Here is a 15,153-nt window from a genome sequence, read left to right as displayed (position 1 = left end):
TCCGCCACCAAGCCAACCGAACGCGAACCGCAGATCACCCCACAACCGGAACCGAAACGGCTGCCCTGACTACACCACCCAACGGGACATGACCCAGGGCCATCCCGCCCGGCAGTGCATGGCAGCCCAGCCCACCACTCAACTGACCTGTGGTTATGGCGTCATCGTGGTGGAACAACTCGACAATCCGAAGATGGCCAGGAGTGCCAGGGCCGCCTTGAACCTAGGGAAGAACGTCCCGTAGAAGGCCGCCCTGAACTGCTTCAATGACCAAGAGACATGGGGACATACCGTGACGATGACGTACGAGGACGCTCTTATGCTTGTGCCTGGATGAAGTTCCCGTCCCTAGCGCCTTCCAGCGTTGTTCGGGGTGCTGACTCACCGCACTGGGCAGGCGGGAGCCCGAGGGCATGTTCGTTTCTATGAACGGTGTATGCGGATGGTCCACGCAGATCGCAATGCCGCCTGCAACGTTCCGCACCTGTAACGGACGGACCACGCGTTTCTCCTGGCTGCTGAGAGGCAGTCGCCAGTCACCCACGAGATGTATCGCCCGCCGTTGCCATGTAGATGGGACGTCCTGGCTTCAGCCGGGTGATCCCACTTCAAATTGTCCACTGACTCCGGATCCTCACTGGCATTTGACAAGTACGGCCTCGAAGTAGTCCGTGTGGGCGCGGGTAGCGACAGTAGGAGGGCTGCCAGTATTCCGACGGAATATCAGCGCAACGAAGGCGAGTGCGCGTTCAGGTGAACGCGTCACGATTCGTGCGTCGAGCGCCTCGGATATTCCGACGGAATGACAGTTCGCTCCTTCGGCTCGGAAGGTGGCTAGAGTTTCCCTCAGTTAGCATCTACCCGTTACAGGAGCACCATTCATGGCCGGAGCCTCCGGACCCACGATGACCTTCGGCAGCAAGAAGAAGCGCAGCATCTGGGATGACCCCTACGCCACCGAGATCATTGAGATCCCGATTGAGCAACTCCACCCGAACCCTTTCAACCCGCGACTTGTCTACCGTGACGAGGACATCAACGAACTGACGGAGTCGATCAGGGCGGAGGGCGGGGTCCTGCAAGACCTGTCCGTCGCAGAGGTCGAACCGTTCCTGGACTACTGGCGTGAGCGGCTGGCTGACAAGCAGCCGGAGAAGCTTGAGGACCTGGAGGAAGCACTCGGGTCAGTTCCACCCGGCGACTACGTCACCCTCATTGGCCACAACCGCAAGCTGGCGCTTGAGCGCGCCGGTGAGGACGCGGCCCCGTGCAAGGTCACTAACTCGAAGATTCCCCGGGCCAGGTTGCTGGGGCTCCCGGAGAACATGCGCCGGGTCGCGCTCAATCCGATCGAGCAGGCGCTTGGTTTCCAGGGGGCTCTCCTTGACGGTATGACCCAAGCGGAGATAGCCACGCAGACGGGCTGCAAGCAGCCTCACATCTCTCGGCGCATCAAACTGCTCAAGCTTCCCGCGGAAGTCCAGCAGGCCGTCATGGACGGCCTTGCTGTGGGAGAGGCCGAGGTTCTCCTCGACCGGCTCGAGACGTCTGAGCATCGGCTCCTGGCATGGAAGATCATGTCGGAGGAAGGCATCAAGGCTGCCCTGGCTGCCACCCGGGTGCTGGCACCGGCCCCGCCGACGGTCCCGCCGTGCCCGCTTGTGTCACAGCAGCTCCAGTCACCCGGTGATGACCGTGCGGCTGGCGAGCGCCACGAGGAGGTCCGGAAGGCGCAGCGCGACAAGCCTCGGTCGAAGTCCCGTGGGCCGGAGGCCCGGACAGCCGAAGTGAGTAAGGTCTCTGTCACTCGCCATGCCAGGTACTACGAGCCGACCACGGATCCGGCGACCGAGGCGGCCCAGCTGCGCGATCGGGCTTGTCGCACTGTGCTCGCCGTGGGAGCCCCATCCAATCCCCGCGAGACGGTACGTCTTCTTGGCCCCGCCCTCGTGGCCGCCCCCGGCGAGTCTGCTCGCCGTCGTGCACACAGCTGGCTGCGTACCGCTGATCAACCGGTAGGCCCTGACCTCGACAAGCCTGCCGCGTTCTTTGAAGCTGTCGCATCCTCCGGTGACGCGAAGCTCATTACACAGGTCGCCTTCGCTGTTGCGCTCGCAACAGCCGAGGTGCTTGCGTCAGACCCGAACCGGACCTGGGGCAGCAGTGACCGCGACTACATCAACCATCTGAAGACCACGGTCAACTACCAGCCCACTGAGTGGGAACTGAGCCGGCTGCCCGGCGCATAGCCCCGTGTTCTGTCCGAGTACTCGCGCCCCACACCTCGCCTCGGGGTCCGGATCTGCGGGCCTGGAGCACGCCGACGGACTACCAGGGCGCCGCGCAGGTGCTGATCAACCAGGAGAGCCCATGCCATCCCGCACTACCACGACCACCGCTGGACGTCCACGGATGCTCGCGTGCTCCGTCATCGCTGGAGGCGCCGGCAAGACCCAGGGCGTCATCAACCTGGCTGTTGAGGCGGCCGGGCGAGGACACCGCGTAGCCGTCTGGGACTTCGACCCCCAGCGGACCTCGTCCCACATTCTCGGATATCAGGACCCGCCCAAGGGACAGGCAACGATCTTCGATGTCCTGCAGGGCAACAGTCGGCTTGAAGAGGCCGTCGTGCGGGCCCGCTACCGCGTCGGAGAGGGAGCGGACGAAGGGGCATTCCGCACCATCAAGAACCTCGACGTGATTTTGGGCACGCCTCAGATGGCCGATGCTGAGGTCACACTCGGCCTCGACCCCGGTGGCGTCCTCTGGCTGCAGAACGTGCTCGACGAGCAACTGCCAGAGGGGCGATGGGACATCATGCTCTTCGACTGCGGCCCGACCCTCGGCATCCTGCTTCTCTCGATCGCAATGGTCGGGCCCGAAGTTGTGGGATGCGTTGGTGACGAGTTCAAATACATCATTGGTCTGCAGGATCTTGAAGAAACCCTCGACAAGGGTGCTCGTAAGTTCCGTCGCTTCGGATTCAAGACTGAGGTCAGGCACATCCTGGCTACCAACATCCCTCTCGAGGCCAACGGTGAAGTCCGCCGTAGCGGGGGAGCCGTCACCGATGACGCGATGCGCGCACTTCGGGACAACGAGGACTGGGCTCCGTTGCTCCTGCCGTTCATCCGCCGCCAGATCCGCTTCAAGGAAACCATCGTCAAGCAGCGCCCCCTGCGCTTCCTCGACCCTGCCAACCCTGCGCTGGAGGACATCTCTGCCGCAGCGGATGCCCTCGGGATCGACCGGCTGAACTCCACGCGGAGGCGATGACTGTTCCGACAGAATACGGCTGCTGTGGCGGCGCCGTAGGCGGGCGCCACAGCCGTTGCATCGAGCTGCAGTCGGCCTCGCAGTCGGAAGGCACCTCTCCGACCTGCCCCTCGGTGATCACTTGTTTGTTCCGATCGGTAGTCCAATTGACTCGTAGCACCTCATGCACTCCATGGGAGTGAGTGGGTGTTCTGCGAATGTTCAGCGGTTTTCGTCGTGCTTGTGTTGGACACCCTCTTTGTGCAGCCGCACGCTTGGACGGGACGGGATAATCACTCCCATGGCCACACAGTCCCCGTCCAGCGGCGTCGTCCACTGCCCAGGGCTGATTCGAAGTCCTGGGGGTCACGGAAATGTGCGGGTCGCTGCGGTGTGGCGATCCGGCGGGTGGCCGTCACGAACCCAACGAAGTCGCCGCGGTCCCTGGCGGGCCTGCCCCGTGGCCGGGAAATTTCGGGTGGTGCTCGTCCGGAGGACGTCGATGGGGGAGTTCGGGGTAGAGCTTGTCCATGCTGCCCTCGGGGAGGCCTCCATGATGACGGCGTAGAGGGCCTGGTCGATCCGGCGCCGACGCTCCAGCAGTGACGGGAAGAAGCTGCCGGTGCGGACCTTGGGGATCTCCAGGTCCAGACGGCCGGCGAGCGTGGTGAGTACCTTCTCGTGGTGCCCGTTGCTGGACGTTGGACCGCGTCGGCGTGTGCTCGTTCCACTCGGCGCCGATGTGCGAGCTGGCCTCGGCTTCGATCAGCTCCTGCGCCATCCGCTCGGCTATGGCGCGGATGAACTCGATTCCGTCGGTCGAGCGGCGTGGCTCAAGGAGCCGTATCAGTTCAGACTGGGACAGGGCCATCGTGCACTTCTTGTGGTTGAACTGGCTCTTTATCATGGAGAGTTACGTGATGGCGCGCGCCATGTTCAGGGAGTGGTACTCAAAAGTTCGCCCCCGGCAGACGCCCGCGCACTCCCAGCCGCTGATCCCGTACACCACAACGAGGGACACCATCCGATGGAGCTTGGCGCCGAGTCTTGAGTCCGAAACGAAGTCGGACGCAGTGACCGTGTGCAGGAGTCCGGTGATGTTGCCATGAGCACGCAAGAGAGCTTCTTCGAATCCTGTGGCCCCCGGATGGGCGGGCACCGCCAGCTGACCGAACCGGTCGTCAGGAGGCGGCTATGGACGTGTTCGAGGAACGCTGCGCCAGGGTCGACCTGGGCAAGATCGAGTGCAAGGTATGCATCCGGGTTCCGGGAAAAGGGGAAGCGGAGCCGTCCCGAGGTGCGTACGTTCTCTCTGTCGAAGGCGACCGGAGTGAGGTAGCCGATCGTGGAGTGCCTGCGCCGGTGGTTGTAGAAGCCGAGCCAGCGGAACCCGTGCGGCTCGTTCGGTCGGCCAGCCATGCTGGCCGGGCAGGATCTCGCGCTTCAGTGAGGCGAAGCACGACTCGGCGGCGGCGGTGTCCTCCGAGGTGCCGACCGCGCCCATGGACCGGCGGATCCCGGCCCGGCGACAGGCGTCGGCGAACGCCTTGGCCTCGAACTGAGCCCCGTGATCGCTGTGGAAAGTGACACCGTCGACCCGGCCGTCGCGGATGCACAGGGCAGCCTTGAGCGCGCCAGTGACGAGTTCGGCCCGCATGTGATCGGCCACCGACCAGTCCAGCAGGCGACGAGAGAACATGTCGATGACCGTGGCCAGATACAGGAACCTCCCCCCGGAGATGGCCAGGTAGGTGATGTCACCGACCCAGGACCGGTTGGGGACGGATGCGGTGAAGTTGCTCCGCAGCAGATCCGGCGCTGCCTGGGCGGCGGGTTCGGGATCGTGGTGCGGTGCCGCCGCTTCAGCTTCCGTCCCTGGATGCCGTGTTGGCGCATGAACCGCTCGATACGCTTGCGGTTCACCATCGCACCGCCCTCGCGGAGCTCGGCGGTGATCCTCTGGGCGCCGTACGTCTTCCCGGACTCTGTGTGGACCTTGCATATCCGCCGGGTGAGCGCTGCGTCGGCGGCCTTCTTCACGGCCCGCGCCGGGGCGGCCTTGAGCCACCGGTAGAACCCGGACCGGGACAGATTCAGCACGGTGCACAGCCGCTTCACGCCGAAGGCGTCGCGATGGCCGGCAACGAACGCGAAACGGCTCAGCAGTTCGTCTCGCCGTCTCGCCGCAAAATACTGGGCCGCCCGGCGCAGGATGTCACGTTCCATCTCCAGCTTGCGGACCTTCTTATTGCAAGGCCGCGATCTCCGAGTCCTGCACGGACTCCGCGAGCGCCTCGGGCCGCTCGGCGTTCTCTGCGGTCTTGATCCACTGCCGCAGCGTCTCGTGGTTCACGCCGAGTTCGGCGCAGCCGGGGCGCGCTCCTATCTGGCCGTGGGCCATTGGGCCCGCCACGCACCCCTGGATGCGCTCGCTCACCGCGGCGTGCGCGCCGTCGGCCCGCTGGGCGTGTGCCGCGTACCGCCGTGCTCCACATCCGCCGCCTCCTGTCCCTGGTCTGTCCGCGGGCTGGCCGACCTGCTCGGATGCAACCACGGGGGGCGCCCGGCACCTGGCCGTGGGCGCCGGTCCCGCCGCCCATCTGTTCTGCGCCGTCTTGGAAGGCGGACGCACCGTCAGCCAGCGGCGGGTGCCGTACAAGACCACCGAGGTCACCGGCTTCACGAAGCTGCCGGTCCCGTTCGACCTGGCGGGGGTCGTGGTGACCGCCGACGACCTGCACACCACCGCGACCGTGCCAGGTGGCTGGTGGAGGCGAAGAAGGGGCACCACCTCCTCGTGGTCAAGTGGAACCAGCCAACGTTGCACATCGCGTTGTGCTCGCTGCCGTGGAAGGTGACCGCCCGCCCCTGCGACCGCCGGGCGGGACGACCGACGTGAGACCCGATTGCTACGCACGCTCACCGTCACCGGTCTCAGGGTGGACTTCCCGTACGGGGCGCAGGCCGCGAAGATCCACCGGCACCGCATCGACCTCAAGACCGGCGAGATCATCCGTGAGACCGGCCTTCCGCGCCTGCTACGACAAAAGCGCGCACGCAAGAGACCCACACTCAAGCCATCCTCCGCCTCACCCGCCACCGCATCAGCGTGCGCTTCGGCATGCTCCGCGAGAGCACCTTCTACGAACCACGCACCCCCGAAGCAGCCACCGCATGACCAGTCAGGGCTTGACGAAAGACATAGTGGCACCCCCGGCCGACTACGTGAACTAAAGGGCACAACATCCTGCCTGATGGGGCCTGACTCGGGGGAGTGGGGCCAGCCGGAAAACTGGCCTCAGGGACTATCCAAGGCCCTGGTCCCTGAACTTGAGTCCCTCTTCGTTTCTGCAGGTCAGAGTGTGTGTCCCCGTCCCCTCAGGGACCCAAGGGACTCAATTTGCCAATTACCACGTGGTGCAGGAGGTGTTTATGTGTGAGCGGGCGCGCGTGAGGCACGCTTGCAAGGGCAGCTCATAATTACGAAGTTCAGTCCCTACAGTCCCTATGAAGGAGGTGTAGGGGGCGCTGACCTGCATCTTTGTGTGAGTGACTGGCAGGGCTGGCCAGCCCTGCCAGTCCATGACGGCGGTCCCTGAAACGACGGCATCCACACAGGCTGCCCAGCGTTTTCCCATCAGGGACCGAACACGAAACCGAGCACTGACAAGGACGAACCACGTGCCGCGCCCTGGTGAGATCCCCACACCTGCCGCAGAGGTCAGGCTGGTACCGCCGCATGCCGTGGCCCGCTGGTGCGCTGCGCAAGGCTGGCCGGTCCACCCGCTGGCACCCGGACGCAAGACGCCAGCCGCGAACTGCCCCGAGTGCAGGGGCCGAAGCCACGACCCCAAGAGGTGTCCATGCCTCTCCGCGGGCCGGCCATGCCACGGTTTCCACGCCGCCACCACCAACGCGCGATCCATCGACACATGGTGGAGCGAGCAGCCCTCAGCGGGCGTAGGCGTGGCGTGCGGGCCGGCAGACTTCGTTGTGATCGACATCGACGCACACCGAGCCCCAGTTCCGGACCGAAAACGCCTCCTGCCAGGGATTGCGATCCCCGACGTGGTCAATCTCACCGGCCTCGCATCCGGCTTCGACACACTCGCGCTGCTCGCGGCCTACCGGGGCCACCCCGATCCCGCCCGGGACCAGGGGACCCTGCGGGTGCGTACTCCCTCCGGCGGCCTCCACGTCTGGTACCGCAATCCCCGCCCGGAGCAACGGTTCAGGTGCTCGACCGGCTCCAGCCCAAAAACCGCGCTGGCCTGGCAGATCGACATACGCTCTGACGGCGGATACATCATCGCCCCCGGGACCCGCACTACTGGCGGCGTCTACCAGGCTGAGGGCCCCGTGCGGCTTCCGGCTCCACTGCCCGCATGGCTCGCGAATGAACTCATCCGTACGGGGCACCGGATCACGCCTCCACCCTCCAAGCCCCCGGCCGCGACACCGAGTCCCCGCATGGCCCGCCGGATGTCATCAGCCGCCGACAGGGTCCTTGCTCCTCTGATCGACCAAGTCACCGCGTGCGCGGCCGCTTCGGAAGGAACTGCGTTCACAGAGAAGCTGAACCGGGCCGCCTACACCGCGGGAGGTCTCGCCGCGGCCGGACACCTTGACGAAGCAGTTGTCCGCGATGAACTGCTGCAGACAGCCAACGGGGCCCGCCCCACACAAGCGGCCCGCAACGAGAAGATCATCGACAGCGGTCTTGCCGCAGGGGCCGCCCGCCCGTTCCACCTCGAAGGACGACCATGAGCGCAGACATGCCGCGCTTCGATGCACAGGCCGCCGCTCAGCAGATGCTCGACCTCGAGGCAGCCGAACAGCCCTCCAGGCTGATACCCGCGCAGGCCACGGCCGCCCCAGCCGCTCTCGTGCTATCGGCCGGGCTGCTGCCCACATCCCTGTCCGACCGTGGCAACGCACGACTGTTTGTCCAGCTCTACCGCGACCAGTTCCGGCACGCGGAGGGACTGGGCTGGTTCGTGTGGGACGGCTACCGCTGGAAACGCACCGGGGGTGAGAAAGCAGCTCTGTGGGCGGCCGGCGAGATGGCCGAGGACATGCCCACCACCGACCCGAGCGGCGTCTACTCGGATCGCGACCTCGCCCACCACAAGCGCAAGACACTCTCCACAACCGGCATGCAGGCACTGCTCACCCAGGCCAAGGCATCCCCGGACCTGTCCGTGGACCCCGACGTCCTCGATGGTGACCCGTACGCGCTGTGCACCCCGGCCGGTGTCGTCGATCTGCACACCGGCCAGCTGCGCAAGCCCGACCCGACACGCGACTTCCACTCTCGCGCCACCAGCGTCGCCCCCCAGCCGATGGAGACCCCACGCTGGGACTGTTTCCTGAGCGACACCTTCGGCGACGACGCCGAAGGCCGGGAAATGATCGGCTTCCTGCACCTGTTGCTCGGCTACTCCATCACCGGCGACGTCGGTGCCCAGGTCCTGCCCTTCCTCCACGGTGAGGGCAAGAACGGCAAGAGTGTCCTGCTCGACACCATGATCCAGATCCTGGGTGACTACGCGGACGCCGCCCCGCCCGGCTTCCTCATGGACCGCGGCGCCTACGCGGAGCACTCCACCGAGCTGACCGAGCTGCACGGTCGGCGCCTGGTCGTGTGCAGCGAGCTGAAACCCAATGACAAGTTCGACGAAGCCCGCGTCCGTCTCCTGACCGGCGGCGACAAGATCAAAGCCCGCCGAATGCGGCAGGACTACTTCTCCTTCACCCCCACCCACCATTTGTGGCTGCTGGGCAACCACCACCCCGAGGTCTCCACCGGCGGGTTTGCGTTCTGGCGCCGCATCCGCCTGGTACCCTTCACCCGCACGGTCGCCGCCGAGCGTCGTATCGACAACCTCGCCTTCGAACTCGTCCGCGACGAAGGCCCCGGCATCCTGCAGTGGCTCATCGAGGGTGCCCGCCGCTACCTCACCACCCGGGACCCCCTCGAGGGCCCCGACCGGGTTCGCATCGCCACCAGCGCCTACGCGACCACCGAAGACCACATCGGCCGCTTCCTCACCGAATGCTGCACCCAGGACGCCGAGGCCGGCGCTGAACTCCGCGTGGAGCAGGGTCTCCTGTATACGGAGTACACCGCCTGGTGCAACTCCGGCGAAGGCATCCGCCCTGCCAGCCCTCGCGTCTTCGCCACGCGGGTCCGCCAGGAGGTCGGCCTCAGCTCACCCTCCGAGATGATCAAATCCAACGGCCGCAAGTACTACCCCGGACTCGCCCTGGTCGTGACCGAATGACCCGCCACCCGTACCTCACGACCGTGCCTGCGGCCCTTCGCCCCGGGACACGTGCGAACTACGATGGGCCCCTGGCCCCTCACCCGGCGGCCCCCGCACCCTGCTCTTCCGCCACCCGGCGCGCAGAGCACCGCACCACACACGCACGCCAGGCCGTGTCCCTCGATCGGGGCCGGTCGACGAAGGAGGGGCTGCAGCCATGAGCTCGCTGTTGAACGCAAGCGAGATCACCCACGAACAAGAGGTGGTGTGGCTGGAGGACCCTGGCACTCTCGACTACGTCCGCCAGGCGCTGGACAAAACCCCCCGCCGCAACACCAAGCCGCGCTACGCCCGCGACGGCCGCATGGTCGGCTACGCCCTGCTGGACGACGACGCCGAACCTGATCCCGACAGCGGCCTGTACCGGCGACGCGTTTTCTTCCTTCTCCCGCACGACCGCGACAGCCTACCCCGGGGGCCCTACCACGTAGGTGCGCCCGGCGAAGCCGTCGATCCGCGTACGATCGAGCCGAGGAACCCCGGGGCCAAGACGCCCCGCTCCCAGGGACGTACGGCCATAGCATCGGCAACCCCCTGAAGGCCGACCCGTAAGACCTTTCTACTGGCAGGATGTCCTGGTGATGAACGCACCGGAGCGGGAGTGGAGGACCGGTGCCGCCGCTGTTCATGTCGCGGTGGTACTGCCGCACGGCGGCGGTCAATGGCAGGCCGGCCGGGTTTGCGCCGTGGGGTAGTCATCCCCATGAGCGAGGAGGTCCACGAGCGGATCCGGAGACACGCAGCACCCGAGCGGAAGACCCCGCACGAGTACTTGCAACAGGTGATCCAGGAGGCCAACCGGAATACGCCGGGAATGTGCCGTAGGCCGCTGTGATCAACCCGACGGCGAGCGGCGGGGTCGTGCTCAGCGACGTGCCGGGCGACGGCGTCGACTCCGGGGCGAGCGTAGCGTTCCAGGGGATCGTACGGACGCGTGGCGGGAGCGGGCTGGCAGCATCGGCGTGGACGTTCCGCTCTCCGCGTCGTGCGTCAGCGCACTGTGCCTGAACCAAGGGCGGCGATCTGGCCCGTCCGTCGCCGACCCGGACGAAGCCGCGCGTGCTGCAGTACGTTGCGCGGTCCTTGCACGTCGGGCACCGCCGCCGACCACCCAGTTGGGCGCGGAACCCCGTCGGATGTGGGCTCGCAACATCGAGCTCGATTGAACCTTTGCAACACGGCATGCGTCATTACTGACACGGCAGCTGTAGTTCCGGTGTCGCCGCTGGTCAGGAGCGTCGTGGGGTAGGTGCGGGCATAGGTACGGCCACCGTGATCATGAACGTTTGTGACGACGTATCAACAGGCCGTGGAGGCCACGATAGTCGAGCAGGCGTGGTCGAAGGCGTTAGGGGCGGCGATGGACGCGATCGCACACTTCCTCGCGCGGCGTGAAGCACGCGGGACGGCCCAGCAGTTGACCGCCGGGCTGCTGCTGGAGCTGGACACCCGTGATTGCTGGACGCCGGCGGAGGAGCTCGGGCATCGAGGCCCCCACCGGCTGCAGCACCTGCTCTCGCGCCCGCGTCTCGGTCACGACCGGGCTCGCGAGGAGGTGGCCGGAATGGTGATCGACCACCTTGCCGATCAGGACGTGGTGCTGGTGATGGACGAGACCGGGGCGCGAAGTCCCCGACCGGCTGTGTGGGGGCCGGGCGGCAGTACTCCGGCGCCCTTGGCGGTGCGGGTCTGTGCCGGTCGCGGTGCATCTGGCGGCGGTCACGCCGACGATGCGGGTGATCACCGACCGGGCCCTGTATCTCCCGGCCGACTGGGCAGCCGACGACGAGTGACGCGAGGCGTTCGGCGCCCCTGACGAGATCGCCTTCGCCACCAAGGCCCAGCAGGCGGCACGGATGGTGGCCGACACTCCAAAAGCCGGAGTGTCTGCTCGCTGGTTCGCCGCCGACGAGGTGTACTGCGGCCGCGAACTACGAGCACAAATCCGGCAGTTGGGCCTCGGCTATACCGTCGGTCTCCCGGCAACCCACCCGGTGACCGACGGGGCCGGCCACCGCTGGCAGGCCCGTCAGATGCTCAACAAGGTCCGCCCCGGGCACTGGATGCGCCGATCCACCGGTGACGGGGCCAAGGGCAGACGCGAGTACGACTGGGCCTGGCTGGACATCCGCGCCGACGACACCCCGGACGGTGCACGACAGCCCAACGGGATGAGTGTGCTCGTCGCCCGCCGCCACCGCTACACCGGCGAGATCTCCTGCTTCCGCTGCTGGGCACCGGGCGACGTCGCCCTCGGCGCCCTCGTGGAGATCATCTGCCGCCGTTGGAAGATCGAGGAAACCTTCCAGCTCGCGAAGGGGCTTCACCGGCCTGGACCAGGGCCAGGTTACCTGCTGGAACTCCCGGATGCGCTGGTCGCTGTTCTCCCTGATCGTCGCCGCCGTCCTCGCACTGACCCTGCACGCCATGACGCCCGGCGCCACTGCCAGCACAAGGCCCGCCCGGCTGGTCCCCCTGACCTGCCCGGAACTTGTACGCCTCCTGCGCAGCCTCGTTCTGCCACCACCCGCCCGCGACCGCGAACACGTCCTGCACTGGACCGCTTGGCGCCGACACCATCAAGCCACCGCCCAAGCCTGCCACCAGCGACGACACCGCCTTCACGACCAACCATGATCGGAACTACAGCTGCCGTGACAGAAGCCCTGGATGAACCCGCCGATGAGATGTCGCGTAGGAAGCAGTGACAATGAACGTCGGGCACCACAAATGGAGTTGAAGGACCTTGGCAGACAACGATGCACCGTACCGTGCAAGTGCGCACGCGGCGGGTCCTGGCGTACCTTCCGCCAGAGAGGCCAGCATGAACGTGGCAGTTGATCTGTTTATGCAACTTCCGGAGGCGGATAGGAAGAAGAACAACAACGCCCTCGCGGGTGACTTCACCCGGTTGTTGAACGATGAGCTCTGGAGAAACGGCCTACGGCCCCTAGCAGAAGGCACCATCCGACAAAGCTACCTGCCTTTCGTAAGGACCAGGGCAGAGGAGAGGGCACGGGATTGCAGGGCAGGAGGCGGTCGCACGTGCGGCGGCCGCGCCCTTGCGGCGTCCGGGTGTTCCTGGCGGGCTTTCCGCCCCGGTGCGTCCGACACCACAGTATCCGCCGAATTCTGCGGCGCTGAACGAGCAGGCTGCCGTATGGCAGGCTCCGCGCGGAGTGACCGGCCCTGTCACTCTTCCGTCCGCCGGCGCTCCGGTGGGCCAGGCCCACCCGCCGGGCGGGGGCAGCGCACCCCATCCGGCAGCCGGCCAGATACCCTCGGGATTCGGACGGCACGGCATTACCATGCCCCTGCCGGTGGACCAGCGGGGCGCAGCTGATCCCAGCCTGGCAAATAACCACCCGCTGCCACTCCCCGGCCGCATATACCGCACCACGCCTGACGCGTTCGCGTTCAAAATCATGCGGCCGACCGCGACCACCAACGTCCGGCATGTCCCGTCCAGCATCCCCGATGGCCAGATGGCGTACGCCGCGCGGTCCGGCCAGCACGGCACAACCCTTTCCGGTCAGCCGACAGCCCTCACAGCACACCACCAGCCCCATGGCCATGGTCCAAACCGACGCCATGTTCAGACCGGACGAGTCGGCCCAGGGCCGACGAGGTGAGAGCCACCGGAGAGGGTCCGCCCACAGGATTCAGCGGCTCAAGCGGGGCAACCGGCTCCCGGACCCAGGCGGTGGGGCCGCGATACATGACAACGGACGTCCTGGCACCGATGGTTGCCGCCACCGGGTCACGCGGCGGTTGCGTCCACGGGAATGGCGTACGGGTTTTGACCTGATCCGGAGGCTTGCTGCGGCATCGGGATGCTGCCCGCAAAGAAGAACGGCCGCCGGCTGATCTTCGAAGTGTCGAAGCCTCGAAGGAGATCAGCCGGATGGCCGCACCTGACAGCGTGCCCTGCACGCCCTCGCCGAGAACAACCTCGCCGCGGCGAGTCCCGGTCGGTTCTGCGAGCGATGGTCAAGACCTTCGCTGACGCACTCATGTCCGCGAAGGCCGACCCTCTCTGCAACACCGAATACGGGCAGGCCAGCGACGAGCGAGTCAACCATCGTAACGACTACCGCCCACGCGAGTGGGACACCCGCGCGGACACCGTCGAACCAGCCATCCCCAAGCTGCGTCAGGGCAGTCACTTCCCGCACTGGCTGCTGGAGCGACGCCGCCGGGCCGAGCAGGCTCTGATCTCCGTGGTCCCACCGCCTACCTGCTCGGCGTCTGGCCCCGCAGAGTCGAGAAGCTCGCCGAGTCCCTCGGCCTCACCCAACTGCCGACGTCCCGGGTCAGCGCGATGGCCAAGCACCTCGACGAGCAAGTGGCCGCCTTCCGCAACCGGTCGGGTCTGCTGCAGGTTTGGGTGACAGGTTCGATCACGCGGCCTGGAGGGCCGGTGTGGTCATGACGGTTTCGTATTCGACGGGGGTCAGCCGGCCGAGCGAGGCTTGTCGGCGGCGTCGGTGGTAGGTCCTCTCGATCCAGGTCGCGATCGCGATCCGCAGCTCCTCGCGAGTGGTCCAGCTCCGGCGGTCGAGGACGTACTTCTGCAGCAGGCTGAAGAAGGACTCCCATGGCCGCGTTGTCGCCGGCCGCCCCGACTCTCCCTATCGATCCGGCCATCCGGTGGCGATCGAGGGCCCGGACGAACTTCCGGGACCGGAACTTCGATCCGCGATCGCTGTGCAGGATGCACCCGCCGACGTGTTCACGCCGGGCTACGGCGTTGTCCAGGGCGGTCACGGCCAGGCGGGACTTCATCCGCGCGTCGATCGAGTAGCCCACGATCCTCTTGCTGAAGACATCCTTGACCGCACAGAGATACAACTTGCCTTCGAGGGTGGCGTGTTCGGTGATGTCGGCGAGCCACAGCCGGTTCGGGCCGGTCGCGGTGAAGTTGCGGCTCACGAGATCGTCGTGCACCGGCGGACCTGCCTTCTTGCCCCGGCCACGCTTCTTCCCGAAGACACTCCACCAGCGGTTGTCCCGGCAGATCCGCCACGCGGTGCGCTCGGCCATGCCGGCCCCGGCACCACGCGCTTCATCGGCCAGGAACCGGTAGCCGAACTCCGGGTCGTCGCGGTGAGCGTCGAACAGCGCGTTCGCGCGATATGCCTCCTCCAGGACGGCGTCGGCAACCGGCTTGCCCAGCCAGCGATAGTAGGGCTGTCTGGCGAGCTTGAGCACCCGGCACGTCACCGTGACGGGCACCCCGTCCACGGCCGGCTCTTTCACGAGCGGGTAGATCCGTTTCCCGGCAGATGCGCCTGCGACAGATAGGCCGCGGCCCGGCGCAGGACTTCGTTCTCCTGCTCCAGCAGCTTGATCCGCCGACGCGCTTCCCGCAGTTCCGCGCGCTCCTGGCTGCTCACCCCGGGCTTGGACCCGTTCATCGATATCTGCCCGGCGCATCCATTTCCACAACGTCATCGGGTGGACCCCGAAGTCGGTGGCCACCTGCTCCACCGTCACACCCGGGGCCGCGGTTCCTCGCAACTCGCACGACGTCCTGGCGGAACTCTTCCGGATAGGACTGGACCAGGCAGCG

General features: G+C 66.6%; 10 protein-coding genes and 5 pseudogenes. 9 read left to right on the top strand and 6 right to left on the bottom strand.

The features are described 5' to 3' along the window. The 3 genes from AB0I54_RS45620 to AB0I54_RS45610 form a co-directional block, all read left to right on the top strand. On the top strand, positions 1-244 hold a 244-nt coding region (locus tag AB0I54_RS45620; RefSeq protein WP_363302298.1), incomplete at its 5' end, for a hypothetical protein. A gap of 637 nt (positions 245-881) precedes the next feature. Next, complete coding sequence (locus tag AB0I54_RS45615) at positions 882-2,249, top strand: ParB N-terminal domain-containing protein (RefSeq protein ID WP_363302297.1); 1,368 nt, start codon at positions 882-884, stop codon at positions 2,247-2,249. Between the two features lie 121 nt (positions 2,250-2,370). Then, positions 2,371-3,276 (top strand): ParA family protein, encoded by a 906-nt coding sequence (locus AB0I54_RS45610; protein ID WP_363302296.1) that lies wholly within the window; start codon positions 2,371-2,373, stop codon positions 3,274-3,276. A 345-nt stretch (positions 3,277-3,621) separates the two neighbouring features. Here the strand turns inward: AB0I54_RS45610 and AB0I54_RS45605 are convergent. The 4 genes and pseudogenes from AB0I54_RS45605 to AB0I54_RS45590 all read right to left on the bottom strand — a co-directional run. Further along, positions 3,622-3,909: pseudogene (locus AB0I54_RS45605) on the bottom strand (transposase); the annotation flags it as partial. 538 nt (positions 3,910-4,447) lie between these two features. Further along, positions 4,448-5,062 (bottom strand): DDE-type integrase/transposase/recombinase, encoded by a 615-nt coding sequence (locus AB0I54_RS45600; RefSeq protein ID WP_363302301.1) that lies wholly within the window; start codon positions 5,060-5,062, stop codon positions 4,448-4,450. Between the two features lie 59 nt (positions 5,063-5,121). After that, a pseudogene (locus AB0I54_RS45595) lies at positions 5,122-5,481 on the bottom strand (IS3 family transposase); the annotation flags it as partial. Positions 5,482-5,500: 19 nt separating this feature from the next. Next, on the bottom strand, positions 5,501-5,809 hold the full coding sequence (locus AB0I54_RS45590; protein ID WP_363302295.1) for a hypothetical protein: 309 nt from the start codon (positions 5,807-5,809) through the stop codon (positions 5,501-5,503). Between the two features lie 1,028 nt (positions 5,810-6,837). On the opposite strand from AB0I54_RS45590, the gene AB0I54_RS45585 reads away from it, so the two are divergent. The 6 genes and pseudogenes from AB0I54_RS45585 to AB0I54_RS45560 all read left to right on the top strand — a co-directional run. Further along, entirely contained in the window at positions 6,838-8,022 is a 1,185-nt protein-coding gene (locus AB0I54_RS45585) for a bifunctional DNA primase/polymerase (RefSeq protein WP_363302294.1), read from the top strand. After that, the gene (locus tag AB0I54_RS45580) at positions 8,019-9,539 is read left to right on the top strand and encodes a phage/plasmid primase, P4 family (RefSeq protein ID WP_363302293.1); all 1,521 of its coding nucleotides are present in this window, start codon (positions 8,019-8,021) and stop codon (positions 9,537-9,539) included. The genes AB0I54_RS45585 and AB0I54_RS45580 overlap by 4 nt, the downstream gene beginning before the upstream one ends. 199 nt (positions 9,540-9,738) lie before the next feature. After that, entirely contained in the window at positions 9,739-10,119 is a 381-nt protein-coding gene (locus tag AB0I54_RS45575; protein ID WP_363302292.1) for a DUF6009 family protein, read from the top strand. Between the two features lie 822 nt (positions 10,120-10,941). Next, positions 10,942-11,145: pseudogene (locus tag AB0I54_RS45570) on the top strand (IS701 family transposase); the annotation flags it as partial. Between the two features lie 292 nt (positions 11,146-11,437). After that, the gene (locus AB0I54_RS45565; protein WP_363302291.1) at positions 11,438-12,289 is read left to right on the top strand and encodes a hypothetical protein; all 852 of its coding nucleotides are present in this window, start codon (positions 11,438-11,440) and stop codon (positions 12,287-12,289) included. Between the two features lie 1,196 nt (positions 12,290-13,485). After that, a pseudogene (locus AB0I54_RS45560) lies at positions 13,486-13,947 on the top strand (transposase); the annotation flags it as partial. 34 nt (positions 13,948-13,981) lie between these two features. Here the strand turns inward: AB0I54_RS45560 and AB0I54_RS45555 are convergent. Then, on the bottom strand, positions 13,982-14,158 hold the full coding sequence (locus AB0I54_RS45555) for an IS3 family transposase (protein WP_363302300.1): 177 nt from the start codon (positions 14,156-14,158) through the stop codon (positions 13,982-13,984). 79 nt (positions 14,159-14,237) lie between these two features. Beyond that, positions 14,238-15,035 (bottom strand): annotated as a pseudogene (locus AB0I54_RS45550) (DDE-type integrase/transposase/recombinase); the annotation flags it as partial. Positions 15,036-15,153 lie beyond the last annotated feature (118 nt).

This window comes from Streptomyces sp. NPDC050625 (genome assembly GCF_040654755.1).
GTDB lineage: Bacteria > Actinomycetota > Actinomycetes > Streptomycetales > Streptomycetaceae > Streptomyces.
The sequence above is the reverse complement of the archived record's forward strand: the minus strand, read 5'-3'. Positions and strand labels throughout refer to the sequence as shown.

Coding starts and splice junctions, on each gene's coding strand:
- AB0I54_RS45615 (WP_363302297.1), top strand. CDS start 882: ATGGCCGGAGCCTCCGGACCCACGATGACCTTCGGCAGCAAGAAGAAG.
- AB0I54_RS45610 (WP_363302296.1), top strand. CDS start 2,371: ATGCCATCCCGCACTACCACGACCACCGCTGGACGTCCACGGATGCTC.
- AB0I54_RS45585 (WP_363302294.1), top strand. CDS start 6,838: ATGACGGCGGTCCCTGAAACGACGGCATCCACACAGGCTGCCCAGCGT.
- AB0I54_RS45580 (WP_363302293.1), top strand. CDS start 8,019: ATGAGCGCAGACATGCCGCGCTTCGATGCACAGGCCGCCGCTCAGCAG.
- AB0I54_RS45575 (WP_363302292.1), top strand. CDS start 9,739: ATGAGCTCGCTGTTGAACGCAAGCGAGATCACCCACGAACAAGAGGTG.
- AB0I54_RS45565 (WP_363302291.1), top strand. CDS start 11,438: ATGGTGGCCGACACTCCAAAAGCCGGAGTGTCTGCTCGCTGGTTCGCC.